At 51.1% G+C, this 26,652-nt stretch carries 21 protein-coding genes; 10 read left to right on the forward strand and 11 right to left on the reverse strand.

Annotated features, from left to right (window positions below; all coding sequences use genetic code 11):
* Nucleotides 1–132: 132 nt before the first annotated feature.
* The 3 genes from hemC to Pan241w_RS26400 form a co-directional block, all read right to left on the reverse strand.
* Entirely contained in the window at nucleotides 133–1,089 is a 957-nt protein-coding gene (hemC, locus tag Pan241w_RS26390) for a hydroxymethylbilane synthase (RefSeq protein ID WP_145221920.1), read from the reverse strand.
* Between the two features lie 48 nt (nucleotides 1,090–1,137).
* Nucleotides 1,138–2,325, reverse strand: a complete 1,188-nt coding sequence (locus tag Pan241w_RS26395) for a DUF502 domain-containing protein (RefSeq protein WP_145221923.1) — start codon at nucleotides 2,323–2,325, stop codon at nucleotides 1,138–1,140.
* Nucleotides 2,326–2,397: 72 nt separating this feature from the next.
* Entirely contained in the window at nucleotides 2,398–3,036 is a 639-nt protein-coding gene (locus Pan241w_RS26400) for a ComF family protein (protein ID WP_198000170.1), read from the reverse strand.
* A 262-nt stretch (nucleotides 3,037–3,298) separates the two neighbouring features.
* On the opposite strand from Pan241w_RS26400, the gene hpnE reads away from it, so the two are divergent.
* Both hpnE and Pan241w_RS26410 read left to right on the forward strand, forming a co-directional pair.
* The gene (gene hpnE, locus Pan241w_RS26405) at nucleotides 3,299–4,753 is read left to right on the forward strand and encodes a hydroxysqualene dehydroxylase HpnE (protein ID WP_198000171.1); all 1,455 of its coding nucleotides are present in this window, start codon (nucleotides 3,299–3,301) and stop codon (nucleotides 4,751–4,753) included.
* Nucleotides 4,754–4,787: 34 nt separating this feature from the next.
* Nucleotides 4,788–5,822 carry a potassium channel family protein gene (locus Pan241w_RS26410; RefSeq protein WP_198000172.1) on the forward strand — a complete coding sequence of 345 codons (1,035 nt, stop codon included), beginning with the start codon at nucleotides 4,788–4,790 and terminating at the stop codon, nucleotides 5,820–5,822.
* Nucleotides 5,823–6,188: 366 nt separating this feature from the next.
* Here the strand turns inward: Pan241w_RS26410 and Pan241w_RS26415 are convergent, their stop codons facing one another.
* On the reverse strand, nucleotides 6,189–8,192 hold the full coding sequence (locus Pan241w_RS26415; RefSeq protein ID WP_232107283.1) for a sigma-54-dependent Fis family transcriptional regulator: 2,004 nt from the start codon (nucleotides 8,190–8,192) through the stop codon (nucleotides 6,189–6,191).
* Between the two features lie 454 nt (nucleotides 8,193–8,646).
* Between Pan241w_RS26415 and Pan241w_RS26420 the strand changes: the two genes are divergently transcribed.
* Both Pan241w_RS26420 and ilvD read left to right on the forward strand, forming a co-directional pair.
* Nucleotides 8,647–8,937: a putative quinol monooxygenase gene (locus Pan241w_RS26420; protein WP_145221938.1), complete on the forward strand. Its 291-nt coding sequence runs from the start codon at nucleotides 8,647–8,649 to the stop codon at nucleotides 8,935–8,937.
* 107 nt (nucleotides 8,938–9,044) lie between these two features.
* Complete coding sequence (gene ilvD / locus Pan241w_RS26425) at nucleotides 9,045–10,736, forward strand: dihydroxy-acid dehydratase (RefSeq protein WP_145221941.1); 1,692 nt, start codon at nucleotides 9,045–9,047, stop codon at nucleotides 10,734–10,736.
* A gap of 538 nt (nucleotides 10,737–11,274) precedes the next feature.
* On the opposite strand, the gene Pan241w_RS26430 is transcribed toward ilvD, so the two are convergent.
* Together Pan241w_RS26430 and ispD are read right to left on the reverse strand one after the other, a co-directional pair.
* The gene (locus Pan241w_RS26430) at nucleotides 11,275–11,784 is read right to left on the reverse strand and encodes a hypothetical protein (RefSeq protein WP_145221944.1); all 510 of its coding nucleotides are present in this window, start codon (nucleotides 11,782–11,784) and stop codon (nucleotides 11,275–11,277) included.
* Between the two features lie 174 nt (nucleotides 11,785–11,958).
* Nucleotides 11,959–12,729, reverse strand: a complete 771-nt coding sequence (gene ispD / locus Pan241w_RS26435) for a 2-C-methyl-D-erythritol 4-phosphate cytidylyltransferase (protein WP_145221947.1) — start codon at nucleotides 12,727–12,729, stop codon at nucleotides 11,959–11,961.
* A 431-nt stretch (nucleotides 12,730–13,160) separates the two neighbouring features.
* Between ispD and Pan241w_RS26440 the strand changes: the two genes are divergently transcribed.
* Nucleotides 13,161–14,660, forward strand: coding sequence for a sigma-54 dependent transcriptional regulator (locus Pan241w_RS26440; RefSeq protein ID WP_145221950.1), 1,500 nt, complete (start codon nucleotides 13,161–13,163; stop codon nucleotides 14,658–14,660).
* A gap of 53 nt (nucleotides 14,661–14,713) precedes the next feature.
* On the opposite strand, the gene Pan241w_RS26445 is transcribed toward Pan241w_RS26440, so the two are convergent.
* Nucleotides 14,714–15,286 carry a VOC family protein gene (locus tag Pan241w_RS26445; protein WP_145221952.1) on the reverse strand — a complete coding sequence of 191 codons (573 nt, stop codon included), beginning with the start codon at nucleotides 15,284–15,286 and terminating at the stop codon, nucleotides 14,714–14,716.
* 333 nt (nucleotides 15,287–15,619) lie between these two features.
* On the opposite strand from Pan241w_RS26445, the gene Pan241w_RS26450 reads away from it, so the two are divergent.
* Together Pan241w_RS26450 and Pan241w_RS26455 are read left to right on the forward strand one after the other, a co-directional pair.
* Nucleotides 15,620–16,552: a TolB family protein gene (locus tag Pan241w_RS26450; protein WP_145221955.1), complete on the forward strand. Its 933-nt coding sequence runs from the start codon at nucleotides 15,620–15,622 to the stop codon at nucleotides 16,550–16,552.
* Between the two features lie 38 nt (nucleotides 16,553–16,590).
* Nucleotides 16,591–17,526, forward strand: coding sequence for a TolB family protein (locus Pan241w_RS26455; RefSeq protein WP_232107284.1), 936 nt, complete (start codon nucleotides 16,591–16,593; stop codon nucleotides 17,524–17,526).
* Here Pan241w_RS26455 and Pan241w_RS26460 read toward each other — a convergent pair.
* Nucleotides 17,501–20,896: a M56 family metallopeptidase gene (locus tag Pan241w_RS26460; protein WP_145221958.1), complete on the reverse strand. Its 3,396-nt coding sequence runs from the start codon at nucleotides 20,894–20,896 to the stop codon at nucleotides 17,501–17,503. The two genes, Pan241w_RS26455 and Pan241w_RS26460, sit on opposite strands and share 26 nt — an antisense overlap.
* On the reverse strand, nucleotides 20,883–21,275 hold the full coding sequence (locus tag Pan241w_RS26465) for a BlaI/MecI/CopY family transcriptional regulator (protein ID WP_145221961.1): 393 nt from the start codon (nucleotides 21,273–21,275) through the stop codon (nucleotides 20,883–20,885). Before Pan241w_RS26465 ends, Pan241w_RS26460 begins: the two co-directional genes overlap by 14 nt.
* A gap of 308 nt (nucleotides 21,276–21,583) precedes the next feature.
* Between Pan241w_RS26465 and Pan241w_RS26470 the strand changes: the two genes are divergently transcribed.
* On the forward strand, nucleotides 21,584–22,126 hold the full coding sequence (locus tag Pan241w_RS26470; protein WP_145221964.1) for a DUF2617 family protein: 543 nt from the start codon (nucleotides 21,584–21,586) through the stop codon (nucleotides 22,124–22,126).
* A gap of 63 nt (nucleotides 22,127–22,189) precedes the next feature.
* Nucleotides 22,190–22,891, forward strand: coding sequence for a hypothetical protein (locus tag Pan241w_RS26475; protein WP_145221967.1), 702 nt, complete (start codon nucleotides 22,190–22,192; stop codon nucleotides 22,889–22,891).
* Nucleotides 22,892–22,912: 21 nt separating this feature from the next.
* Here Pan241w_RS26475 and Pan241w_RS26480 read toward each other — a convergent pair whose 3' ends face one another.
* Together Pan241w_RS26480 and Pan241w_RS26485 are read right to left on the reverse strand one after the other, a co-directional pair.
* Nucleotides 22,913–23,677 (reverse strand): CPBP family intramembrane glutamic endopeptidase, encoded by a 765-nt coding sequence (locus tag Pan241w_RS26480; RefSeq protein ID WP_145221970.1) that lies wholly within the window; start codon nucleotides 23,675–23,677, stop codon nucleotides 22,913–22,915.
* Nucleotides 23,678–23,775: 98 nt separating this feature from the next.
* Nucleotides 23,776–25,041, reverse strand: a complete 1,266-nt coding sequence (locus Pan241w_RS26485) for an HD-GYP domain-containing protein (protein WP_145221973.1) — start codon at nucleotides 25,039–25,041, stop codon at nucleotides 23,776–23,778.
* A gap of 520 nt (nucleotides 25,042–25,561) precedes the next feature.
* Between Pan241w_RS26485 and Pan241w_RS26490 the strand changes: the two genes are divergently transcribed.
* Nucleotides 25,562–26,497 (forward strand): serine O-acetyltransferase, encoded by a 936-nt coding sequence (locus Pan241w_RS26490; RefSeq protein WP_145221976.1) that lies wholly within the window; start codon nucleotides 25,562–25,564, stop codon nucleotides 26,495–26,497.
* Nucleotides 26,498–26,652 lie beyond the last annotated feature (155 nt).

The following is a 26,652-nucleotide window of genomic DNA, read 5'->3' on the forward strand; positions in this document are numbered from 1 at the left end:
AACAGAATCGACATCCCTTATGGGGCGATTTCCCGAAGATTAGGGAAATAATTTACAGGTACCTTTTCTTCCTTGACGGCTCATTTTTGAACTGGCACAGAAATGAGTTCAGCGAGCCCCGTAAATCAGCCTTCAGGAGTCTTCGTCCGTTGAGATCAGACGGCCTGCCCCTGCATCAAGTAATTTTTGGGCGGCCTGAATTCCAATTTCGGTCGCTTCGTCAAAAGTACCACTGGCGGTCGCGGTAATCCGCTCCTGTCCGTCGCCGCTTAACACAACCGCTTCTAAAGTCAGCCGGTCGTCTTCGATGCGGGACAACGCACCAATCGGCGCATGGCAACCGGCACGCAGAAACGCCAGCAGGCTTCGCTCGGCGGTGGTAGCGGCTTTGGTTGATGGATCCGAAATCGCATTCAGGAATGAAGCTGTTTCGCTGTCATCGGCGCGGCACTCAATTCCCAGCGCCCCTTGTCCAACCGCAGGATAAACTTCCGGCGGAGTCAGTAACAACGACGTACGCTGCTCCAGTAGCTCCAGACGAACCATGCCCGCTTCCGCCAGACAGAGCGCATCGTATTCACCCGCGTCCAGTTTTTTCAGACGCGTTTCCACATTGCCGCGGACTTCCTGCATCTGCAGATCCGCACGCTGGTTTAACATTTGGGCTCGTCGCCGCAAGCTGCCGGTTCCGATCCGGGCCTCTGCAGGTAGATCAGAAAGTTGCTCCACCGCTTCCGCATCTTGTGGAAAGATCAGCACATCATACAGCGGACCTCGTTCGGGAATCCCCGCCAGCTGTAAGCCGGGCGCCTGTTCGGTGGGCAGATCTTTCAAACTGTGAACGGCAAGATCGGCGCGGCCATCAAGGACCGCTTTCTGAACTTCGCGCGTAAATACACCCAGTCCGCCGAATTCCGACAGCGGGGAAGTCAGGTCCCGGTCACCTTCTGATGTAATATGCACAATTTCGATCGGGCGTTCGATCGATTTCGATTTCAACAGGTCCGCAACATAATAAGCTTGCCAGAGCGCCAGGCGGCTGGCACGGGTCGCAATCCGCAGAGGACGTTGTTCAGACGTCTGATTCATCAATTACTTTCTAAAGACATGTTGTTCAATCTGCTCTGGTGCAGCAGGTCAATTGGTTTCCGGTGGTTTTTCTGGAGTGTCAGGTTGATCGGGCAACGATTCTTCCGGTTTGGTTTCCGTTGTCGCGTGCTCATCTTCTATCGTCGAGGTTTGAGTGGTCGGCTCTGGTGGTGCGATCTGCACTTTGAATCCGGCCAGTTTACGATCGCCCAACAAGCGTTTGCCCAGTTCTTCTCTTAACAGTTCATCTGTCACTTTCTGCTGAGGAGGCACCAGCACACCACATGAAAGACAGAACTGAAATGCCTGATCAACGGTGATATTCAGGTCGACAATTTCGCTCTTGGGAACGCTCATGGTATAACCCGTGACCGGCATCGGAGAGGTCGGGATCAGGATCGCCACCAGTGGTTCGCCCGCCGTCACGGTCATCTCCAGCATACTGTCCCCGGTCACAAAACCCAGCGACCAGATTCCCCGCCGGGGATATTCGACTGCGATAACACGGCTGTAATCGACGGTTCGCTCACTGAAGAAAAAGTCGGTCACCTGTTTGACGGACGAATAGACATTACTCACGACTGGTAGACGGGCCAGCACACCTTGCTCGAATTTGATCACCATCCAGGAACCGATGCGGGCTGTCACGAAACGTCCCAGAAAATACAACGCCACGATTGTTAACGCGACCGCCACCGCACTTAAATGAAACAGACTTTTGAACCAGCGGGTCGTCGCCAGTTCCATATACAGGCCCATCGCCGTCGTGGGCATATCGGAGGCCCGAATTCGCTTGGCAACTTCACGATAATCCGCGTAAGGCACCGCCCGATCCCCAAACGGAACCCAGGCATAAGGAATGATTTTATTGCGGTTGATCCCGTTGACCCCGGCCTTTTTCTCAATCTCCTCCACATCAGCGAGATGGGATTTACTGATCAGATAATCGTCGCGACAATATTCCAGCGGCGGCAGATTATTCAATTCCACGAAATCATCCCGTGGTTCAGAAGCATCGGTAAAATAAGCGATGCAATATCGTACGGTAGTGGTAGTCGGGGCAATGATGTAGTCATTGACGACTCCCAAAACCCAGATGACGATCACCAGCGTCAGAATCGGAGGCAGGCTGATGGCCAATCCTCTCAGGAAAAAACGGTGGGTTGTGCCGATAGCTTTTTTCTCCGATTTAATGCCTGGTTTCCCATCCGGAGTGGGAGTTGTACTCGAATCCATCGAAGTACTTGCCTTGTCTATTGTATCCACAAAAACGGCGACCGTTTTCCGTGGAGATTCTATATGATTAATTTACAAACCAGGTGCTCTGGCAATTACAGCAACATTGATTTCAGCAGCACCTGCATCAAGCAGCACTCGCGTCGCAGCATTGGCGGTTGATCCCGTCGTCATGACATCGTCAACCAGTAAAATTGTTTGACCGGCCACCCGCTTGCGTCTGCGAATTGCAAACGCGTCTCGCAAATTTTTTCTCCTGTTTGAGGGCGTCAAACTGGTCTGTGCAGGAGTTCGTTTTCGTTTCGCGAGTATATTCCCGGAGTATTTTGCTTGCAAGCGGCCCGACAGCGCCTCTGCGATGATACTGGCCGGATTGTGTGTCCGGTGGAGACGCGATGTCCAGTGCAAGGGAACCGGAATAATCAAGCTGGACGCTAATTTCTCGAAGGTTTCCCGATTCCGCTGGAACAGCAGACTCCCCAGATCCCCTCCCAGATGAGCACCATGGTTTTGTTTCAGATTTAAGATGATTTCGCGTAACGGCCCCTGATATTTCCCCAATGCAATTGCACGCTTGAATAAAAAACGTTCTGTTTTGCAATAACTGCAGCCTTCAGAGGTGTCCAGATGAGGACCGACGGGAGCACCACACCGGTCGCACGCCTGTTCCACCAGGGGAGCAATCTGCTCAATCTGAACGCCACAATTCATTCCAGAGCAGATTCTAGCAAGACCACACAGCGAACAGCGGGGAGGATACACGAAGCTTCTCCCCGTTTTCAGCCAGCCTGTGGACAGCCTTTGAATCTGTTGAATCCCCAAATATTTCATGATTTCACTAAAGTCACCTCTAGGATCACGGCTTAATTTCGGTATCCTCACATACTAAGCCAGAGATCTCAGGAAAAACAGACCCAATGTACAGGCCCGGGTCGTTTTCTTAAAAACAACTTGAGCTTGTCAGGAAATGTCATTGGGAGCCCAACACTCAGAAGTCGTCATCATCGGAGGCGGATTGGCCGGGCTGGCTTGTGCGGTGACCCTTGCAGACCGAAGTATCCCGGTCACTCTGTTTGAATCGCGTCCCCGACTGGGCGGCAGAGCCAGCTCCTTTGAAGACAAACAGTCACAGCACCTGATCGACAACTGCCAGCACGTCAGTATGGGGTGCTGTCACGAGTTCAATCGTTTTTGTGAAACCGTCGGCATCGCCGATTCCTTCCACAGAGAAAAACAACTTTATTTCATCGGCCCTGAAACTCCCGATTCTGTCTCGACCGAGCAGCCATTTAAAGTCAACCGTTTTGCCGCAAATCCACTGCTGCCCGCACCCTTGCATTTACTGCCGGCGTTTGGTGGTCTTTCTTACTTATCCTGGCAGGAGAAAATCAGTCTGGCACGAGGCCTGAAACAACTGGCTCTGACCGCCGTCGACAAACAGAATGAACCAACGATCGCCGCCTGGCTCGCAAAACAGGGACAGACTCAAAATACCATCGACCGTTTCTGGAACGTCGTGCTCGTCAGTGCGTTGAGCGAACGGCTCGACCGCATCAGCCTTTCGCATGCCCGCAAGGTTTTTGTCGATGGCTTTCTGCGCGCCCGCAACAATTGGAACGTCTTGATTCCCACGGTACCTCTCGAACAATTGTACGGCGAGACCATCCTCAAACGGCTACAGGATCAGGATGCCATAGTCTACCTTCAAACCGGCGTGAGCCGAATCGAACTTGAGGACAACCGAGTCATCGGCGTACAGTTGCGCGACGGGCGACAAATCTCCTGCGAACGGGCTGTGATCGCGGTGCCCCATCAGAGGGTTCTGGAATTGCTGCCTGAATCATTTGAAGGGCGTGATACTTTAGCGGATATTGAACAGTTAGAGGGGGCCCCCATTACCAGCGTCCATCTCTGGTTTGATCGCGAGATTACCGACCTCCCGCACGCCGTCTTTGTGGACTGCCTGTCACAGTGGATGTTCAACCGCAGTCGCATCATGCAGCAGTCGGCAGAGCAAGGCTATTACTATCAGATCGTGATTTCCGCCAGTCATGATCTGACCGGACAAGCCAGACAGGGACGGACACAGACCAACATCATCAACGCCGTGATTGAGGAACTGAGCCGGATCTGGCCTGAAACAAAACAGGCCCAGCTGACACACAGTCGCATGGTCACCGAGCATCAGGCCGTCTTTTCCGTCTTACCCGGTGTCGAACAGCGACGCCCTTCACAACAGACCGAAGTGGCCGGTTTATACCTCGCTGGAGACTGGACTTCTACAGGCTGGCCTGCCACGATGGAAGGCGCCGTGCGGAGCGGACTACTGGCGGCTGAGTTTCTGTTGAGCGACCTGGGTCAGCCGGAATCGTTATTATTACCCCCCGGGAAAACAAGTCTTCTATCCAAAATTCTTTTCAGACTGTAAACTCTCACGCATGTTCTTTCAGATCTTCTCATCCGTGAATCAAACGAAGCAGCAAAAGCAGTCGCTGGCGCATTTTCTGCGCATCATCTTTCTGCTGGTCGGGTTTACGATATTTGGAACGGTCGGAATTCGCCTGATCGAAGGCTCTTCCTGGCTCAACAGTCTCTACATGATTGTGATCACGGCAACGACCGTCGGTTACGAAGACCCCGTCAGCCTGTCGGATAACGGCAAGATTTTTATCATCTTTTATCTCATGTTTGGTTTGGGAATTTTCACGTACAGTGTGTCCCAGCTCGGTCAGTGGATCGTTCGTCAACAAATGAGTTCAGTCCTGGAGAAACGACGAATGCAAAAAGCAATTTCAAACTTAGACAGCCATTACATCGTGTGTGGCATTGGTCGCATGGGGGCATCGATCTGTGAGTATCTTCACGAACGGGAAAAACCATTCGTCGTGATCGACAGCAATGAAGAGCACCTGCAGCTCGCCTGTGAGGACAAAGGCTGGTTCCATATTCACGGCGACGCCACCGATGACTTTGTTCTGAAAAGTGCCGGTATTGAGAAAGCAAAAGCTCTGGCTGCCGCCTTACCCGGCGACGCAGATAATGTTTACGTCGTACTCACCGCACGCATGCTGAACCCCGAATTTCAGATCATCGCCCGCGCCAGTGATGACAAAGCCGGCGAAAAAATCAAACATGCCGGCGCGAACCGCGTCGTCAGTCCGTTCCGGAGCGGTGCCGTCAAAATCGCGCGTTTCATGATTCACCCAGCCGTCGAAGATTTCGTCGAAGTCGCCAGTAAACATATCGGCGGTTTTCAGGTGGCTGATCTCCAGATTCATGAAGCCAATCCGTATTGCGGAAAAAAATTAAGTGAAACTGATTTCAGCAACAAAGGCATCATGATTGTCGGTATCTGCCGACCCGGACAGGAACCGCAAATGCCGCCCCCCAGTACTTCCATCCTGAATGCCGGCGACAGCATCTTCGCGCTCGGTTCGTCGGAAGCCGTCAATCAACTCATGGAAGAATTCAACGAATCCGAAGAAGTACCGGCATAAAGCCCCCTGCCCTGCCCATCAGACCCGAATGCAATCTGGCGATTGAACCGTAGGGGCGAGTCTATGTGCTCGCCCGCCTGGCGGGACACAACTTTGTATCACGTTGAGGATGGGACAAGATAAATCATTCGTTCGTGGTCCTGCACGCCACCCTGACCCTGCGGGCTGCCACATAGGGCCGCACCCTACGGTTACACGAGTCAGGAATATTTCTCTGAAATTCAAACCGCACAGCGAATGAGACTCCCCGTGTGCCACGGCCCGGCTCGTCCGGCCGTGCAAAACGACCAACGGTTTCCACCTGTTATATCAAGACCAATTCGACATGATAAAAACACAAGGAGACGAAAAACACAAAACCGTATATCAATCTTCGTCGTCGGCACCTTCGTTCGCTTCGTGCATTCCTAACTGTCCCATTTTGCGGTACAGGTTCGAACGGTGCAGTCCCAGGCATTTGGCGGTTTCACTCATGTTGCCGCCCACGCGTTTGATCGTGCGGCGAATGTATTCCTGTTGAAACCGGCGGGAGGCTTCTTTCAAACTCAGATCAGCCGACATATCAACGACCGAGTCACGTGCCGGACTCAGGATGAACGCCAGGTCTTCGACTTCCACACGATCGCCGGCACACAGAAACGCCACACGTTCCATCAGATTGCGAAGCTCACGCACGTTGCCAGGCCAGAGATGTGCCTGCAATCGTTTTTTGGCTTCCGCGGAAATTTTCAGCACACGGCGGTTGGCCTGGGCACAAAACTGAGCCAGGAAAAACTCTGCCAGCAGAATCACATCTTCCGGCCGATCTCGTAGCGGCGGCAATTCCAGCGTGACCACACTCAAACGATAGTACAAATCCTCGCGGAATTTTTTATCGCGCACCGCATCCGCCAGCTTGGCATTCGTGGCAGCCACCACGCGGACGTTGATTGGAATACTTTCCGAGCCCCCCACGCGGGTAATCACTTTCTGCTCCAGCACGCGTAACAGCTTCGCCTGACCTCCCAGAGTCATATCACCGATCTCGTCAAGGAACAGCGTCCCGCCTTCTGCCAATTCAAACTTGCCTGCGCGCGTTTCATGAGCATCGGTAAACGCACCCTTTTCATGACCAAACAGTTCACTTTCAAGCAGCGTTTCCGGCAGCGCCGCACAGTTCACCGCGATGAACGGTGTATTCGCCCGCGGTCCCTGATAATGCAGTGACTGGCTGACGACCTCTTTCCCCGTTCCACTCTCACCCAGAATCAGCACAGGCAAATCAGTGCCGGCTAACCGTTCGATTGTCGAACGTAACGCCGCGATCGCAGAACTCTTTCCGATGATCTGCACCTTCTCTTTCGCCTGTTCGGTCATCTGATCACGGCTGCGGGAAAGCTGTTCGAGTTCGCGCGTGTTTTCCAACGCCGTCGCTGCCTGCACGCCCAACTCAGCCAGGCTTTGGGCATCGTCGTCGTCGAAGTCCGACTTCCCTTTTTCCTTATTCATCACCTCGAACGCGCCGATCAGTTCGCCGGCATTATTTTTCAACGGAACACACAACAGGTTGTGCGTCTTAAACCCACTCGATTTATCGACACTGGGATCGAACCGCTCATCATTGTAAGCATCATCAACGCGAATCGTCTCGCCGCTATGAATCACGTCGCCGACAATTCCCACATCATCGGGCAGACGCAGCGTGTTGCCTTCCACTCCGAGCGCCGGACAGGCGACGACCTGCTTGTGTTCCTGATCCCAGATAAAAATACTCGATCGCTCGCTGTCCAGTAAGCGTGTGGCTTCTTTCGCGATCAACTCTAACAGGGGCTGTGTTTCACGGGCTGAGGAAAAACTGGATGCGATATGCAACGTGGTTTCGAGACGATTAACCCGTCGCAGATTCTTTTCCCGCTGCTCGACAACGGACAGCGCATAACCGAGCACCCGCGCCGCTATCACGGCATCACTGAGTGTATCAACCGTTAAATCCCGTCCTCCCACCAGTAACACGGTTCCAGGGCAGGTCTCTCCCAGAGGGGCCGCCATGAAATACCAGTCCGCACGTTTTTCATCGGCACACAGGCCCGCGGCATCACGGTCTAATGCTTCACCACACAAGGCACCGGGAAAACCACCGGCGGCATTACGGCCAAACTCAAACAGAGTTTCCCACTCTGGTGTCCGTTCAATCAGAGTGCACCACTGGCAGGAGAGTTCCGTCGCCAGCTGGGGCAGGAACTGTCGGATAAAATCGCTGCCCGACTTCTGCCGCGTCGCTTCTTCCAACAACCGGTCGCACATCTGCACCAGGGACGCTTCAGAATCATACCGGGAAAATAAAGGAAGCCGTTTCCATTCCAACCACTCTACCGTCTCTGTTTTACTCACCTGGTACTCCCTTATTTATGAATCAAAAGAGCCTGATCGTGGATTGTGACCACGGGCTTCTGTCATCCATTCGCCTCATCCTCTTGTCGGAATGATAACAGACAACAAACAATGCGTCATCCAAGTGTGGACTCCAATTGGAATTTTTTGCCCCCTTTTGATGAACGAACTGTTCAATCTACAAAATCCACAAACTCTTCCAGTCCTAGGGCCGCCCTAAATCCTTTGCAGCTCCCGTACTCTGACAATTCCAACATATCCATCGGAACAGTGCCCGTTCCGATCACTCCATCTCTGTGCGAGAGATTTACCGTTCCCTGCGGTTTAAGAATCCTGCTTTACTGTCACTTCTGACGGCGGAGTGTTAATGTATTGGATAAAGAGAGTAGCAAGTCGTACTTTTTGCGCTTGCCTGGATCCTGCTGCCCTTAATAATGAAATCAAGAGCACGAACATGTTTTGTCTCAATGTCATTCTCACGTTAAAAAATGCCTCCGACGAAGAGGAAATTCAGGGACTGCTGACCGAAGCCTGTCGACTCTCCCGCACCGAACCAGGCTGCCTGCGATTTGACGTCTATCACTCCGAAGGCGAACCGGCTACCTTTGTGCTGGTCGAGCACTGGGAAAGTGAAGACGCCTGGAAAACACATCGCGAAGCGAAAGCTTATACCGAAATCTACCAACCACAAATTCTGCCTCGTGTCGAACGAGTCCCTTATCGAATGAAGCTACTGCTGGAATAACCGGCAGACTGCAATCATGATCATACGCCTGAAACATCTTCAGGCCCGGTATTCCATACCGCTTCTCAAACCATCGCTATCGAAAATACTACAGAGGAAAAACGTCGATGTCATCCGATTCTCAACCCATCTTGAACCGTTATAGTTCCCGCATCACTCAGCCCCGTTCACAAGGGGCTTCCCAGGCCATGCTGTATGCCACCGGCATGACTGAAGAAGATATGAACAAGGCCCAGGTCGGAATTTCCAGCGTCTGGTACGAAGGCAATTCCTGTAACATGCACCTCAACAAACTGGCTGCCAAAGTCAAAGAGGGTGTGGAAGCCGCCGGCCTGGTAGGCCTGCGATTTAATACGATTGGTGTGAGCGACGGAATCTCGATGGGTACCGACGGCATGTCGTACTCGCTGCAGTCCCGCGACTTGATCGCCGACAGCATTGAAACCGTCACCTGTGCTCAATGGTATGATGCTAACATCTCACTCCCCGGCTGTGATAAGAACATGCCCGGCTGCCTGATTGCTATGGGCCGCTTCAACCGTCCTTCGCTGATGGTTTATGGTGGAACGATCGCCCCCGGATGTTTGAATAATCAGAAGCTGGATATTGTCTCTGCATTCCAGTCTTACGGAGAGTATCTCGCCGGCACGATTGACGATGATACGCGTAAGGAAATCGTACAGAAAAGCTGTCCGGGTGCGGGTGCCTGCGGCGGCATGTATACCGCCAACACAATGTCGTCGGCCATTGAAGCGCTGGGTATGTCACTGCCTTACAGTTCGTCGATTCCCGCTGAGCATCCTGAAAAACTGGAAGAATGTATTCGTGCTGGAGCTGCGATCAAAAAACTTCTGGAACTCGATTTAAAACCCCGCGACATCATGACCCGCGAAGCATTTGAAAATGCGATGGTCCTGACCGTCGCACTCGGTGGTTCGACGAATGCCGTCCTGCACATGCTGGCGATTGCCCGTGCCGTCGACGTCGAACTGACCATCGACGACTTCCAGGCGGTTAGCGATCGTGTGCCATTACTGGCCGACTTCAAACCCAGCGGTAAATACGTCATGGCTGACCTGCAGGAACAGGGCGGTACGCCCGCTGTGCTCAAATATCTGCTGGAAAAAGGCTTCATCAACGGTGACTGCATGACGGTGACCGGTAAATCACTGGCAGAGAACCTGGCAGAACTTCCCGGCCTCAAAGAAGGACAGGACATCATCCACACTGTAGAAAACCCGATCAAACCAACGGGACACCTGCAGATTCTCAAAGGGAATCTGGCACCGACGGGTGCTGTTGCCAAGATTACCGGTAAAGAAGGTCTGGTCTTCAAAGGGACCGCGAATGTGTTCGATTCCGAAGAAGACATGCTCAAAGCACTGGAAGAAAACAAAATCAATAAAGGCGACGTCATCATCATCCGCTACGAAGGTCCCAAAGGCGGACCCGGCATGCCTGAGATGTTGACCCCGACCTCTGCCATCATGGGCGCCGGGTTGGGTAAAGATGTTGCCCTGTTGACCGATGGTCGTTTTTCCGGAGGTTCACACGGTTTCATCGTCGGGCACGTCACTCCCGAAGCACAGGATGGTGGGCCGATTGCTCTGGTCAAGACCGGAGACAAAGTCACCATCGACGCCGAGAACAATCGGATGGATATGGAAGTCAGCGACGAAGAACTCGAAGAACGCCGCAAAACCTGGACGGCGCCCCCGTTCAAATACACACGCGGCACGCTGTATAAATACATCAAAAACGTCAAGTCCGCCTCCGAAGGTTGTGTGACCGACGAGTAAGCGTTTGAAACGTTCAAATAGAAGGCCCGGATTCAGTTCGCTGTTTCCGGGCTTTTTTTTCCAGTTCTCACCAATACGTTTACTTGTGAGAAACGCCTCCAACCCGATTCATGTGGTGCGGTCCTATGTGGCCGCCCGCTGGGTTAACATCGTATGCAGGACCAGCGTGCGCATGTTTTAGCTTGTCCCATCCAGAGAGTCAGGCAGAATTGTGCCTCACAAGGCGAGCGAGCACATAGACTCGCCCTACACGTTTGCTTGTGAGGAACGCTTTCCCCATCACTGGGTAACCCCGAATGTAATTCGGGGTTGTCGAAGACAACAGGAAACTGAGGGAGCACGCATCTGATTCAAAATGAATTTTCCTACTCGATTGAAACAATCGTGTAATTCACACTCACAGCCTCATTGTTCGATTACACTGTCAATTTCCTGCTCGCTGCGCTCGGCCCGGATTCTATCCGGGCTCACCCGCAGTTTCGTGTTTTTCGTGGTAGCAAAAATTCTTCAAAAAATTCGTGCAGACAACTGGAACGGTTTATTTCTTTTCTGCGTCCGCGGGCTTGGCACCGCCGGAGGATTGTTCCATCAACTTCATCTGCTTGTCCTTCAACGCTTGGAGGTTCTTTTTTAAGATGCGTCGGATACCGCCAACAGTGTCACCTTCTTTAAGCGTATCGAATGAAACCACCATCTCGTGCTCATCGACGAGCACCCGCAAGTCGTAGGTCTTGAAGATGCCATTCCAGCGATAATGATGTTGTCGCAGGATCGCCCCTGATTCATCAATTTCTTCGGAAGGTGTCCCCTGTTTGAACTCTTGAAACTCGGTAAACGGGAACTCCGCGACTTCACCGGCCTCTGCCATCGCTGCTTCCATGCTGTTTACCGTATTGGCCTGTGATGATTTCGCACGCCATTCATACAACACGATGGCCAGCAAAATCCCAATAAAGATCCAGGAAACGATACGACGTTGCGCGCTGACCTTTTTTTTCGGTTTCGGAGCTGGTTCGGGAGCCTCGGCTGCTTCAGGGGTCGAGTTCATGGTTGCTTCCTTTAGATGGAGAAGTGTCTGGTATCGGGAACAGGACGAATATCAGAAGCTGTCTTTCGCGATTCTCTCCTGAAGAGAGGACAAGTCAGTCTAACCAATCCGTGGCTGCACCTCAAACTGAAGGTACAGAATTTCCCCACGCTTCACCGAACTCTCATGATTTGCTTAAAGAATTCCGTGCGGCTCTTCATCGGCAAAGGGATGCAGCGCCTGAATGCCCTTTGGTTTCGGCAAGGCGTTCACCAATGCTTCGGCCATCCGGAAGTCGGCGGCTGTCGTGATCTTCTGATTAAGGGGCGAGCCTTCGACAATTTTTACCGGATGCCCCAGATTTTCGATCAATTGGGCTTCATCAGTGGCTTGAACATCGCCACGTTGTGCATAGGCGTCCAGCAACAACTGGCGTTTGAAGACCTGGGGTGTCTGAGCCGCCCAGAGATCCGTGCGGTCGACCGTTTCCACAATCTGCCGGTCTTTGTCGGCCCGTTTGAGCGTACTGGAAACACGGACAGCGGGAATCACCGCGTCATGTTTTTCCGCTGCAGTGAAAATTTCACCCACCCATTTATCGGTGATCAAAGGCCGGGCCGCATCGTGAATGGCAACATAATCAATGTCCGCTTTGACTCGCGCCAAGGCATTCTGAACCGAATCAGCGCGTTCCTGACCGCCGGCCACGATTTCGATTTCCATAAATGCCAGATTCGGTCGGAACTTCTGCTTGAACCATTCGATATCTTCTTCCGCAACCGAAATGATCAACTGCTTCACATCTTCGCGATTCGAGAAGATTTCCGCCGACCGCACCCAGACCGCACGCCCTTTCAGATCCATGAACGGTTTTTTCTGGGGTCCAGCCCCCAGAATATCAGCTCCCTTCGATCGAAACCGCGTACTTTTGCCGGCTGCTGCCAGAATCACTGCAAAGCTCGCCACTGTGTTTTCCTCTCCATTGAAGATACTGCTCAAGACTGTCCTTTTCTGAAGTTTAACAAGCGGGAATTCGTCATCCAATAGTAGACCCACTCGGATTCTGCCGAGATGCGCATGAAAGCCCCACACCTGAAATCTACGTGTTGCTTTCTGTTGATAAAAATCAACGTGCACCACGTTTGATGTCTTTTCGCCACATCCCTTTCGAGAATCTCAGCCTGTCGGCGATGACTTTGTTTTACACAAGCCTTTACAAAACAACAACTTATTCACAGCACGTCTGAAAACCTTAACAAGTTGGCACTCCATTTGTTTAAAAACAGAAGCACTTCGTTAAACGGAGACACAGGACAGATCCTTCTCTGTTTTCTGTGACTGCCGATTTTTCAATCCAGAGAATTCACTTTTTGTATTTTGAAATAGAGAAAGCCACTATGGAACTTCCCACACTGATTCTGGTAACACACGACACCGTGCTTCAGCAGCAGATCCTTGCTCATTTCAAAAAAACATTCCACCTGATCCTGTGTAATACCCTGGAAGATTGCCACAGGCATTGCCGCGAGCAAACCATCGATTCGGTACTCGTCGATCTACGGTTTCTGATTTCCGGCGGTCACCAGGAAGACCAGCTGCTGGAACTGATTCAGAATACCGTGCCAGATGCAGAGCTGATCATGCTGACGGAAGAAGAGTGTCCGGAAATTCTGGAACGCCGTGCCGCCTGCAGCAAGATCCTGCATATCAAAGGTTTTGCCAGTGAAGCAGAACTGCTGCTGGAAATTGATTCCTGCCTGAATCCCGATGAAGAAGTTGTGGTTTCGAAATCACTCGCTATGAACTCGACTCAAAGTGGTACATCCGGAGGATCCTCTATGGGAAGTAAACTCCCCACTCACCTGCCTGTGGAACCGAAGACAGAACGAAACGTTCCCGAGCCAGCCAATTCGCATGCCATCACTCGTCGCTTCGAAACAAACTCGCATGAGATGAAACTCATGTTGAATGAACTGGAAATTGCCGCCCAACACGATGTGACCGTATTGTTGATTGGTGAAACCGGAGCCGGTAAAACGTATCTCTCGCGATTGATTCACGATGTCTCTCCGCGTCGCAATGAACCGTTTTTGAATGTTGCCTGTGGTGCGTTGCCGAACGATTTGATTGAAAGTGAACTGTTCGGCCATGTGCGGGGTGCTTTTACGAGTGCTCATGCCGACAAAGATGGTAAATTTCTAGCGGCGGGTCGCGGGACAATTCTGCTTGACGAAATCGACGTTTTAGGACCAGAACAGCAGGTCAAACTGTTGCGAGTCATTGAAACGGGAGAGTTTGAACCGATCGGCTCGAATAAGACGCACGTCAATCAGGCCCGTCTGGTCGTCGCCAGTAACATGGATCTGCAACCTCTGGTTGAGCAAGGTAAATTCCGACCTGACCTTTACTATCGATTGAATATGCTGAAATTCGATGTGCTGCCGTTAAGAAGACGTAAAGCAGATATCATTACGCTGGCGAATGATTTCGTACGGCAGATGTCAACGAAACACAAAATCGTGATTGATCGGATTGACGAAGAATTCATGGAAGCCCTGCATTCCTACCCCTGGCCGGGCAACGTGCGTGAGCTGGAAAACGTGATCCGCCGGGCCGTCATTTACTGCCGCGAAGGTGTGTTACGGAAAGAGAATCTCCCGTCGCATATTCTGATGGGACAAGTCGGCCCGACCAATGATCCGTCGGTCGTTCTCGGTCATGCCAAAAACGATTCCGAACGTTTGGGAGACCAGGTCGCGGTCACGGAAAAAGAGTTGATTGAACAGGCTCTGTTCAAAAACAACTACAGCCGTACGAACACGGCGAAAACACTGGGCATCAGCCGCGTGACGCTGTACAACAAAATGAAGAAGTACGGTATGAATACGAAAAAATGATGGCACCCAGAGAGTGCCATCATGGATTCAGCGTTGATTCGAACGGGATCGGTCTACTTCTTGGGACCGACCAGTTCAATCAGGTTCCCGTCAGGATCACGCAACAGCGTCAGATAGATGCCTTTCGGGAATCCTTCCGGCAATGCGATCGGACCTTTGGCAATCGGTTTCACTCCGTAGGCCTTGGCCCGCTCCAAAGCGGCGGTCGTATCTTTCACATAGATCGTCAGATAACTCACTCCCAACGAAGAGTGGATAAAGGAATTATCGACCTTCTTGCCAGGCGCGTCTTTAAACTGCATCAATTTGACATTCGTGGCGGTGCTGTCGTTTTCCAGTACCAGCGGATAAACCTTGAATGCCAGATTATCAGACAGCCCTGAGTCTCCTCCCATTGCCGGAGTCACCTCAAACGGCTCACGTTCTTTTAAGCCCAATGCATTTTTATAAAAGTTAAGCGACTTATCCAAGTCGCTGACCACGATTCCAAAATCGACGGTTGACTTCGCAAATTCCGCATCGGGTACAGTTTTGCTGTTGGCGGCCCATGCAGCTAACCCACTCACGGCCAATACAATCAAAGTCGTACAGATCAGCTCGCGATTGACAAAACTGGAATTCTTCATTGAGTGACTCCTGAAGGAAATAACAAAAAAGCAGACATCATTCACAAGACGGCTTGATTCACATCAGGCTACTTTGATCAGATTCAGACCTCAAGCCGACCTGACCTGTTTCTCCAAAACTATTTAAAATCCCGACTTAGTTCCCAAATTGATCTTGTGATTTTGAGTGAAACTGATCGTGACGTTTTTGTCCAACTGGTAATCAGCGACCGCATGATGGCTGGAGAAATCACACTGACTTCAGTTTTTTCTTTGATCACTCTCAGGAAGATGCTATAACGACTAAACACAACCTGCCTGAGTTTATTTACATCATATTTAAGAGGAGACAAGATGAAACCGGCCCTGAATATCAGCCTCTGTTGTCTGATCTGTTTCACAATTTTCAATAACGTCAACCCGCAGGTAGTCGCCGATGAAAAACCGGCATTAAAACGAACCCGGTTTCACATTGCAACGCCGGAGGGTAAAGAGCCCAAGGTCTTTTACTTTGCGGAAGACTATTACAATACTGGCTCTCCCGCCTTCTCAGCCGATGGAACCAAGCTTGCCTTTGATGGCTGGAAATCGCAGGAGGGAGAGTCATTCTCCAATTCTCAAATCATGGTCGTCAATGCGGATGGCACCGACTTCAAAGTTCTGGGACCGGGTGCCATGCCCAGCTGGTCGCCGGGCGGTAATCGCATCGCGTTCTCTCAATCTTCTCCTTATGGCGTAGCCATGATGAACGCCGACGGTTCCAACCGACAAATGATTGAAGAACGTGGCTGGGGCGCCCAGTGGTCACCGGATGGCAAAAAAATCGCCTATAGCGCTCGGACTGGTAGCGGAACGAATCTTCGGGTCTACGATTTAATTGAAGACACAAAAACCGATCTGTTCCCGGAAGGTGAATGCCCCTACTCCAGCCTGTACTGGAACATGACCTGGTCTCCTGACAGTAACTGGCTCTGCTTCAAAGGACGCCGAACCGACAATCGAACCTACGATGTCGCGACCATCAATGCCAACGGCATGAAGGAAGGTTATAAGGTTCATTTTAACGATAAAGCCGCCCCCTATGCCGACTTTGCCTGGCATCCTCAGGGAGAGATGATTGTCTTCTGCCCGGCTTCCAAGCCACGTCAATTACACCAATTCAATCCCGCTGAAGACAAAGCCCCCGAACCGATTGAGATCAAAATCGACGGCTACATCAACGGGGACGTCAGCTTCACTCCCGATGGCCAGCACCTGCTGTTCAATATGCGTGACAAACAAGATTAACAGCAGGGCAACCGCCACAGTACCTGAGATCTGGATTGATGATGAATACGCTCACCAAAATCGTCCCGGCCCTACTTGCCGGTTTTCTTTGTACCTGTCTCTCGCTTTCGCAGTCCATCGCAGACGAGCCGCAAAAGGTGAATCGAATCCGGTTTTACAAAGCGACTCTGGAAGGCGAACATCCCGAACTTTATCTGACAGCAGAAGACTACCACCAGGTGGGTTCCCCGGATTTCACAGCGGACGGAACGAAACTCGCCTTTGATGGCTGGAAAATACAGGAGGGAGAAAAATTTGCCAGCGTGCAGATTCTCATCGCCAACGCGGATGGCAGTGATCTCAAAGTTTTAGGCTCGGGCGCCATGCCCAACTGGTCGCCGGGAGGAAAGCGAATCGTCTTCTCGCAACCTAAGCCAGCCGGCATCGTCATCATGAACGCCGACGGAACGAATCGTAAAATGATCGACCCCAGAGGCTGGGGTGCCCAGTGGTCACCGGATGGTAGAAAGATCGCCTACCGAATTCTCAGCGGCGGCAGAGCCACCATCCTGGTTTATGATCTGATTGAAGACAAGAAAACCGAGCTCTTTCCCGCCGGCGAAAGCCCTTACACCAGTCTGTTCTGGAATATGACCTGGTCACCTGACAGTAACTGGCTCTGCTTCAAGGGCCGCAAGGCATCCGACAAAACGCACGACGTCGCCACCATCAGTGTCAACGGCATACAGGCAGGCTATAAGGTGCATTATAACAACAAACGGGCTCCCTATGACGACTTTGCCTGGCATCCCCAGGGAGACCTGATCGTGTTCTGCCCGCAGACCGAACCGCGCCGATTACACAAGTTTAACCCCGCCGAAGACAAAGCCCCCGAACCGATCGACATCAAAGTCCACGGCAGAATTACCGGCGGTGTCTGCTTCACCCCCGACGGACAGTATCTGGTGTTCAACGTGAAGGGCGAGGGAGAGTAGCCGGCTGTTTAACTGCATCAGAAACTTTCAACACCGATGGTGTAACCAGCAGAAAACAACGTTTGTTTTTTTTAGGAAAACTCAGTTGAGTCTGACGGACCCATTGCTGGAACAGGAATGCCGATTCTTTATCTGTGATATGATCAGTCACATCGATCAATACGGATTTTCCCTTGGGAATGATCGCCGTGTTGATCTGAGAGAGCGCATCCAGTGCATCTTTGGCATTGATGATATACGAAAGCCGAACTGTTTGATATTGCAGTAACTCCGGTCGTACTTGAACGCGATATTGTGGTTTTTCGTCAGGTGGAGGCTCACCAAATAGACTCAGTTCTGTGGACTGTCCATTGAATAGCGTGAGCTTAGACAGTTGCAAACGATTCACGCCTTTCTTTTGTTCCCACATCTGTTTCATTGATGCGACCTGCTTTGAATTCAGCACGATGCCGTGATTGGTGTTGTGTGCCTGCAACTGCTGTAATAATTTTCGGTCCTCATAGGATTGAGACAGATCCCACTCTTTGAGCCATGCCTGCATATCATCTACAACAACAACTTGCATATTCAACTGCAACATCTTTTCCTGAACAGCCCTGAGCTTCATCAGTAACTCAGCCAGTTGCTCATGCCCTTCCCGCGTATGCCGCACGACCAGTGCCAGCATTTTGGGATAAGGCATGATCGAACTATAGTCTTCCCTGGATTCGTCCCAGGCATCCGACGTGACATTCTGTTTGATCAATTCGATCAATGGTTCAAACCGCGGTTCCGGCACCGGTGGGGCTGTGTCGGGCTTCTTGCCCGGGATGGAAAGCTTACGTGGAACGGGGACCACCAAATCGGCAACCGGATAGACCTCAGTAACCAGCTTCTTCTTAAAGTTCGATTCATCAAGCTGAATCCATCCCGTTAGGCCAGCGTCGCTGTTGACGCCCACGCCGTGCAGCACTTGACCCGTTTCAACGGGCTGCACCTTTTCCAGCTGGAACATGACTAATAGCACGTTCGGTTCCTCCGTGCCCTGTTGCAGATCTAAGCCGCCTACCAGCAAAATCTGTCCCGGTTTCATCAGGCTGGCAGCATTAAAACGGCGTTCAACAACTAATGGCACCTCAATTTCCTGTTCCTCACCGATTTTTAGATCGAGTACTTTCTGTTTTTTCAGACCGCCGATTTCAGAATATGCGATCTGATATTCCAGCATCCCCCGTTGATTGATCCCCTTCCTCTCGGAATAGGTCACATTCATATCAAGGCCGACATCCGCATTGACGACGGAAAATTGCTGTCCGCGCCCCTTAAATTTCGACTTAAACTCAGAACGTTTTTTCGTTTCTATTTGAACAGACTGTCCGTCCATGAACCTGACCTGTGGAGCCGACAATAGCTGGCTGCGCGATGATGACTGTATCATTTGTTGAATTTCATGAAAGCGTTTTTGATCCAGTACTTCGCAAACCAGAGAAGTCCGACTGACCGTTTCAGGCCCCACGGAAACAAGTTCACCCGGCTTCGCTCCTTCAGTAGCCGGAACCTGCTTCACCTGAAACACTTTCGTATTCTTCCGTTTCGAGCTGATCTGGTCCAGCAGGCTGCGTGGAACCGCAATCAATTTCGTTTTCAGTTCTAATGGCGAGATTTCTTCGGGTTTCAGGTCTGCCAACGCCTGTTCAACTTGCCGGTGATATAGTTCATCCTTCGCCCACACAATCAGGTGGTCATTCCGAATACAACTTCCACCATAGATTACGATCTTGTATTTCTTTCGCTCATCCTTTAGTGGCACTTGAACTGTTTCAAAAAAGAATGGTGCTCCAGGACTAGAAGCTGGTTTCTGATTTGCAGCCCAGATCTCTCTGATTTTCAAAATCTGTGAATTGAGTTTTTTTTCTAAAACCAATTCCGCTTCCACAGCCCCCACCGCCTGACGGGTCTGTTCGAGCAACTCCTTAATCGGATAAACACGAATACTCACCGAACGAGAAACCCAATCGCGCATATCAATCTCTGGCGAGAGATAAGGAAGATCGGTTGAATACATATCTCGGAAACGTTCATTCAAATTTACGACATGTTTCAGCTCATCATAAAAAGGCAGCGACTGGATTGGCCCCGTTTCCGGCTGCTGGCTGAGCTCAGTACTCTCGGTTTTCTCTGTCACCAACGTTTTATCTATCGCCCGTAACCTTTCAGGCGGGTCGGCAGCCGTCACGACAAACGCGGCGCCGGGCAGCACGATCGCTGACAGCATGACGAACACCAGCCAGCACCACCAGGGGGTTCGTTTTTGACATCCTTGTCCCAGTTTCATAATTCGCTCCAGACGTTTTGAGGTAATTTCCACCGGACGCACGCCCGGCACAACGGGTACCGTGTTAAGGGTCTGCTTTAGCTCCAATACTTCCAGCAGACATTTTGCATATACTCGTGGATCACAGTTCAATCCGGCCAGCACTTCTTCATCGCAACACTGTTCGATTTCCAGCTTCAACCGGCGGCCCGTGAACCAGACCAGCGGATGAAACCACCAGACTACCGACGTTAATAATTGGAACAGTCCAAACCACAGGTCGCCGCGGCGAATGTGAATCAGTTCGTGTGCCAGGATCGGTTCGAGATCTTTTATGGTCCGCGCGTGGGTGATTGCCGTGGGCAAAACAATCAGCGGATAAAACAGGCCAATCACCGCTGGCCCGAGGCGACTGTTCGTGACTAACAATCTGACGCGGCGTTTTAATTGCAGTTCATCACATAATCGTGCGAGCAGCGTTTCCAGTTCCGGGTGCGCCTGCGTTCCCGATCGCCGTAACATGATCCAGCAGCGTCCATAGCGAACGCCCATTACAGTCAAGATCAGAGCCGCGATGCCCAACCAGAGGCACAATAAAACAGGGAAGAAAGTCCAGGCAGATGTGTGTATTTCAGGTTTTTGATTTTCGCTTGCGTTAAGAACGGTGGTTGTTTTCGAGTCATGCTTTCTGGTTGTCTGAACAGCGCCATTATCATTATGTACTGTGATCTTGGTGCGTCGGGCGTGTGAGTCGAGTGCGGGTAGCTGACTCAGATCATCCCCCAGAGATTGCCGGATCGATTCGGTCAGCGTGAGTCCCCCCTCTTCCGCTAGCAGCGGGTCTGCGGTCGCGGTTTGCTGCAGCGACTCCTGTACCCAGCAAAAGAGTCCGCTGGAACTGCTCCAGAGTGGCGGCGTCATAAATTTGATCAGCACCAGGAACCACAACAGAAACGTCAGATGCGCACGGTGGAAGCGGATCAGTTTGCAAACCAGAAAGACCACGAGCACCAGCAGTGAGCATTGCCAGACTTGCTGCCAGACCAAATGCACGAGCGTCGTCTCATTCAGATGCATCGCGTTCCTCCGTCAATTGGTCCAGCAAGGTCTTTAATGCATCCAGATCCTGACGGCTGACATTGCGGTCTTCAATCAGATGTTGCATTAACGGAAACGTTTCGCCGGCAAAGAGTCGGTCGACCAGATCGTCGACCGTTTCCCGAATCACCGTGCGCGGTTTGACACGTGGCGAATAAATGCGCGTGCGGCCATCAAGCTTGACGTTCACATAGCCTTTCTTCTCCAGCCTGCGCAAGTAGGTCTGGACGGTTGTGAAATCAATGCCTCGCGATTGGGGGAACGTTTCAAACACCTCACGCACTGTTGCATGTTTCAAGTCCCATAACGCACGGGCAATTTCCATTTCCCCTTTGGAGAGGGCAGGTCGTTCGGTCATTTCTCTCCCTTCAAGTACAAGTGTAATTGCAGAAGTATAATTACATTTGTAATTGAGTCAAGTTGAACTTTCAACTTCGATGCCGACAGTCAATTGACGCCCCCAAAGTCAATCTCAAATTCAGCGAACTTAAAAATAGAAGGGACTTTGAAATTCTTATCAAACCATGTTTGGAATTGGTCTTCCGATCGCTTAGAATCAGAGCATGATTTCGAGGAGCCGAGGCTGAATTCGATGGGGTTTGATCGACTTCAGAAATCGTTAAGTAGTTATATAATACCTATTTCCATTTTTTGGGAATCACGAGAATGAGTGTCCGATCCGCCAGACCGAAAGTAAATGATTTAATCTTTCGCTTAATAGGGCGCTCCATCCATCCCGAACTTTACACAACTTGCGCTACTGTGGAAGTGGTGCAGAAAGATTTTTCTGCGACGTTACGCATCTGTGAAACCGGCCACATCGCCAGTATTCAACATCAGAAAAAATCGGTGTGTGAGATTTTGACTTCGTTTCAAAATCCGCTGCCGAGCCAGAAACGTCTGCTGGAAAAACCGGTGCGAGGTTGCCGATCCGAATCGGTTCAGTTGGATTCCGGACTGTATTATCAGGTCAGCTATCAACTGGAAGAACTCGACTATACGATTTTCAAAAACGTGCATGAAGAATATTTGATGGATGCAGAACGAGCCGACTTGGCGTATCACTTTGTTTCAGAAAGCCGGCTCACTCCCGGTGCTTTGAGCATCATTGATTTTGAAGCCAATCAGTCGAGCCTGTTGATCCACGCGTTTCACACGTTCCCCGATGAACTGGCCGTGGTCAAAACGCAATCGTTGTTCGAATTTTAAACCAAAATTCAATATAAAAGGATGTCATTGATCAGCGTCAGGGAAGACGGGTAACCGCTAACCATGATAGGCGATCAAGTGTTGTCTTTACGATTTTGCATGCTGTTATGTCTCTGCTGGTGCACACTGGGAATGAATCATCCCCAGTCTGAGGCGGCGTCACGCTCGGTTTCTGTTTCCGGCTATCGCAGTCCTTATTACTCTTCGTCAGCCAGCGCCCGCTATCGCAACCATTCGGCATACCGCCACCGCTACTCCCCCCGATCCAGTTATTATCGGAACTATACGGTGCCCCGTTCCACATACTATGGTTATGGCGCCCGGCGGTATAACTACCGATATCGCCCTTACGCAGCGGCGTCCAGTTATCGATACTACCGCCCTGGTTACTATCGTTTTTATGGCTACCCGGCTGCCAGCAGTTATTCCTATTACGGCTATAACACATACTACCCCCGTCGGTTTTGCGGTGCCTGGAACGCGTATTCTTCCTGCTACTGTTCGCCTTATGCCGGCAGTTACAGTGTGTTCGGCGGAAGTTATGCACCATTGTGGGGGAGTTACACTCCCTACTGGGGAACCTATGCTCCTTACTGGGGCGCCTACTACGGTTCTCCGTGGTCCTACTACCCCGGATATTATGGTAGCTATTACGGGTTAGGCTGCGGGCTCTGGCCTTATCGGCCGACCTTGTATGGGAGTCTGGTGTTTCAGTCCGGCTATAACATGGGCTACTACGGTCGCAGCTATTATCGCTTCTGGTAATTCCTGAAACGCAGCACGCGCTTACGGGCTTGAGACCAGCATGACTCCCACGATGACATCGTAGGTCGCGTGCGCGCCGACGGTGATTCCGAACCCACGCAGAAAAAACAGACCAGCAAAGAAGAGTCCTGCCACTGTTCGAAACGTGAAACTGAAGACCGAAAACTGATCCCCTGAGGCTCCGATGTAATGCGCCAGTGAGAAGATCAGGCTCGTTGTAATAATCGCCAGAATGGCTGAGGGACGCACTTCAAGCAGCATCCCCCGAAAGAGCAGATAACACAGAGGCAGCAACAGCAGACGAAACATAACCTCTTCGTAGACGCCAGCTCCAACAAAACTGACCACGCGCGAAGCCGACTCCCGTTCGATAAACATCGTCACCGGCTGCGGTAATTGCTGAAACGCCAGATCCTGTACCTGACCTAAGATGATCAGACAGAACGCAAACAACAGACTTTCGGCGAACATCCCCAGCAGCGTCTCGCCGGAAAACTTCCAGGGATGCTTCAACACAATGTGCCACATCAACAGGGTGCCAACAATCAGTGCCGGCAGGAGAAATGTTTGTGTGAGCCCCAGTTGCGATAACCAGCTCCGCATCCAGTAGTCGGCACCATTGCGAATCAACTCCGGCTGGCTTCCCCCCATCGAAATCACGCCCAACTCATAAATCAATAACAACGGCGCCAGAAACACCAGACAGACCAGCGGCTTTCGTGCTTCTGCCCAGTACCCGTCTGCGGCGAAGGTAATTTCGCTTTGAGAGTTGTTCTTTTGTGCCATAACTTACATTTGCCCGGGTTCGGGTTTGTTGTCGCGTATTGACGTTCCGTTGATCCCATCAGCGTTGCCCGGCCCGCTACGCATGAGGACAATTTGTCTTAGCTCTCGTTCCTCGGTTTCATTTTGGTCAAATCAGTGCCTGCATGAAAGTGAGGTGGCGGTATCAGTGACTCTGAGACATCACGGCGATAGTTCTGGAACCGCCTGAGCGAAAAAGGGTCATTATGTTGATCGGCCTGAAGCAGTTCTTCGGGCAAATTTGGATCCAGGGTAGACAACATCTGATCGACGACGGTCTCATCCCATTCACCGCGCTTTGTTTCTCGATACAATTGCAGTGCTGCGGCAAAGGCTGCTTCTTCACTGTCAAAACTGCGGATTCCGTCAGCCGTCAATTCGCGCGGGTTATTTTTCAACTCCAGAAAGCGGCAGACGACCGCCATCTGCCGCGAGTGCTCGCCGAGTGCAGAAGTGTGCAACCGACGTGGATAACCGGTTCCATCCAATCGCTCGTGGTGTTGTGACACAACTTCGCACAAATACGAATCTCCCGGAAAACCACGCACGCCTCCCACTAAGGCTGCTCCCAGAACAGGGTGCTCTCCCCGTTCATCCTCTACGATTTTCTGTTGATCGTCGGAAAGGCCGGTCTTATTTTGCTTCAGCATCAACCAACCAAAATCATGTAATAAACCTGCCATCAATAACAAATCTTCATTTTCCCGCCATTCCCGCACCTGTCGGCTTACGGAATTGATCAAGCGGGCTGCTTCGAGACCGCGTGCATAGACTGGCAAATCCTCATCTGGCATACTCTGATGGGCGACATCCAGAAAATCATTGAATGATAAAAACAAGATCTGCCCCGGATCATTCAGATGCACGTCATCATTTTTGATCTTCCGAATCAGATTGAGCAGATAGTTCGGATTACAAAATGACTTCGTCCAGATTTCCTGCGTCGCCTCTTTCAATTGTTTCAGATAATGCAATGAGGTCTGGCTTAAGAGCAACTGCTGCCGAATGTACTGCTGCTCCTGTCGCACATAATCCAAAATTCGCTCCAGAATCGGCAATTGCGGCTGCGAAACCGTATGTGTGGGATTCGTATCCAGATAGAGCCGGCATCTCTGCAGAATGACCTGCACCCGGATATGTAACTGAATCAGCGTCCGTTGTTGCCCGGCGATTTTCAGTTCCTGATTTTGCTCGTTCAGTTCCTGATACTGTTTTCTCAGGATGGTATATTCCGCGTCGTCAAATTTCAGTGGCTCTGACGTCTGCGAACGTAGAGCCGTCCAGTCATCTCGTTCCTGACGAACGGGCGGAGCAAGCCAGCGGAGCAATCTGGTGGGATGATTCACAATCTCTTTCCCGTCGGAAGGGGACTCGTCATATCAATGGTTGCGATACGAAGGATTCAGGAACCTCTATCAGAGTGTCTATCGGCGGTTTTATACGTGAGGATTGAACCCTTTGGAGATTTTTCAGTTTGGGCAAACTGCAAAAAACAGTCCTTATCATGTTGTTATTTCATCACTTACAACGTAGGACCAAGTGGACAAAGCTGCCCTGTTGAATCGGAAGCTCAGAGAATGAGCAGTAGCAGAATTCCGCGCTTCCCCAATAATACCTGCACCAATTAAACGGATTATGAGAATTTCTCAATTTCCGGTTACAGGGACGCCGATTTGAGACTAGAGGGCCTTTTTTTTCCTGTCTACTTGTAGTGATTTCACTGGCAAGCATAGAATTCAGGGAAGAAGCTTGGAACTTAAGGCAATTTAAAGAACTTTTACTGATCTCACAGTGTCCTGAATTACTAGGGCTGACATCAGTTTTCAGAACCCAATTCGATCCTAACCGACAGGCAGGAAAATTCTAATGGCTACGGATTTCCGGCAAAAAGAGCGACTCCCCGAAATCACTGACCGCATTGTAGAAACCTATCATGAGATTGGTACGGTTCATCATTTAGGTCATTGTCCTCTGCCAAGTCAGGATGCCGTCATCGAAGCGGCTCAGGAATTGAAAGACGTTATTTTTCCGGGCTACAGCCGTCGTCAGAATCTGCACTTGGGAAATGTGACTTATCACGTTGGAAATATCATTGATTCACTGCATGATATTCTGACAGTACAAATCGGCCGCGCGATGCGGCACCAGTATGTTCAGAAGCATGGAGCCGACTGCGAAGAACTCCATAAGATCGATTTTGAGGCGGAAGGTCAAAAGAAGACGATCCAGTTCCTGGAAACGATTCCTGAAATCCGACGTGCTCTGGCGACCGACGTCCAGGCTGCCCTCGATGGCGATCCGGCGGCGACCTGCTTTGATGAAATCATCTTCTGCTATCCCGGCCTGGAAGCAATCACCATCTATCGTATCGCGCATGAATTGTACAAAATGGATGTGCCTATCATCCCACGCATGCTATCGGAATGGGCACACTCACAAACCGGAATCGACATTCATCCCGGTGCTACCATCGGCAACTCATTCTTCATTGACCATGGTACCGGTGTTGTGATTGGCGAGACCTGCGAAATTGCCGAGAATGTGAAAGTCTATCAAGGGGTCACTCTGGGTGCCTTGAGCTTTCCCAAAGACTCGGAAGGCCGCATTATTCGTGAACAGAAACGACATCCCACGATCGAACGAGGCGTCGTTATTTATGCCAATGCGACGATTCTCGGAGGCGACACGGTGATCGGCCAGGATGCTGTGATTGGCGCCAGTGTCTCGTTGATGAAGAGCGTGCTGCCCAATACGATTGTCACCATCGAAAAGCCATCGCTGCGATTTCGCGAAGCATCCTGAAATCAAGCGACAGGCCTTTGATCGTATGAGCCCACATTACCTGCGTGCTTTCAGAAAAGAGCCTGCGCATGCTCATGATTCAAGGTAGCGTTTCTTAATTCGAATGCCTCTTTGCAAATGGAAGTAACCGGGGCTAACGCCCTTCGGCTAATAAG

The sequence above is a fragment of the Gimesia alba genome, assembly GCF_007744675.1.
Classification (GTDB): Bacteria; Planctomycetota; Planctomycetia; order Planctomycetales; family Planctomycetaceae; genus Gimesia; species Gimesia alba.

Bases quoted from the DNA above. Each gene is read 5' to 3' on its own strand.
- hemC (WP_145221920.1), bottom strand. From the start codon at position 1,089: ATGAATCAGACGTCTGAACAACGTCCTCTGCGGATTGCGACCCGTGCC.
- ilvD (WP_145221941.1), top strand. From the start codon at position 9,045: ATGTCATCCGATTCTCAACCCATCTTGAACCGTTATAGTTCCCGCATC.
- Pan241w_RS26475 (WP_145221967.1), top strand. From the start codon at position 22,190: ATGATAGGCGATCAAGTGTTGTCTTTACGATTTTGCATGCTGTTATGT.
- Pan241w_RS26445 (WP_145221952.1), bottom strand. From the start codon at position 15,286: ATGAAGAATTCCAGTTTTGTCAATCGCGAGCTGATCTGTACGACTTTG.
- Pan241w_RS26460 (WP_145221958.1), bottom strand. From the start codon at position 20,896: ATGCATCTGAATGAGACGACGCTCGTGCATTTGGTCTGGCAGCAAGTC.
- Pan241w_RS26400 (WP_198000170.1), bottom strand. From the start codon at position 3,036: ATGAATTGTGGCGTTCAGATTGAGCAGATTGCTCCCCTGGTGGAACAG.
- Pan241w_RS26440 (WP_145221950.1), top strand. From the start codon at position 13,161: ATGGAACTTCCCACACTGATTCTGGTAACACACGACACCGTGCTTCAG.
- Pan241w_RS26455 (WP_232107284.1), top strand. From the start codon at position 16,591: ATGATGAATACGCTCACCAAAATCGTCCCGGCCCTACTTGCCGGTTTT.
- Pan241w_RS26430 (WP_145221944.1), bottom strand. From the start codon at position 11,784: ATGAACTCGACCCCTGAAGCAGCCGAGGCTCCCGAACCAGCTCCGAAA.
- Pan241w_RS26395 (WP_145221923.1), bottom strand. From the start codon at position 2,325: ATGGATTCGAGTACAACTCCCACTCCGGATGGGAAACCAGGCATTAAA.
- Pan241w_RS26480 (WP_145221970.1), bottom strand. From the start codon at position 23,677: ATGGCACAAAAGAACAACTCTCAAAGCGAAATTACCTTCGCCGCAGAC.
- Pan241w_RS26465 (WP_145221961.1), bottom strand. From the start codon at position 21,275: ATGACCGAACGACCTGCCCTCTCCAAAGGGGAAATGGAAATTGCCCGT.
- Pan241w_RS26420 (WP_145221938.1), top strand. From the start codon at position 8,647: ATGTTTTGTCTCAATGTCATTCTCACGTTAAAAAATGCCTCCGACGAA.
- Pan241w_RS26470 (WP_145221964.1), top strand. From the start codon at position 21,584: ATGAGTGTCCGATCCGCCAGACCGAAAGTAAATGATTTAATCTTTCGC.
- Pan241w_RS26490 (WP_145221976.1), top strand. From the start codon at position 25,562: ATGGCTACGGATTTCCGGCAAAAAGAGCGACTCCCCGAAATCACTGAC.
- Pan241w_RS26450 (WP_145221955.1), top strand. From the start codon at position 15,620: ATGAAACCGGCCCTGAATATCAGCCTCTGTTGTCTGATCTGTTTCACA.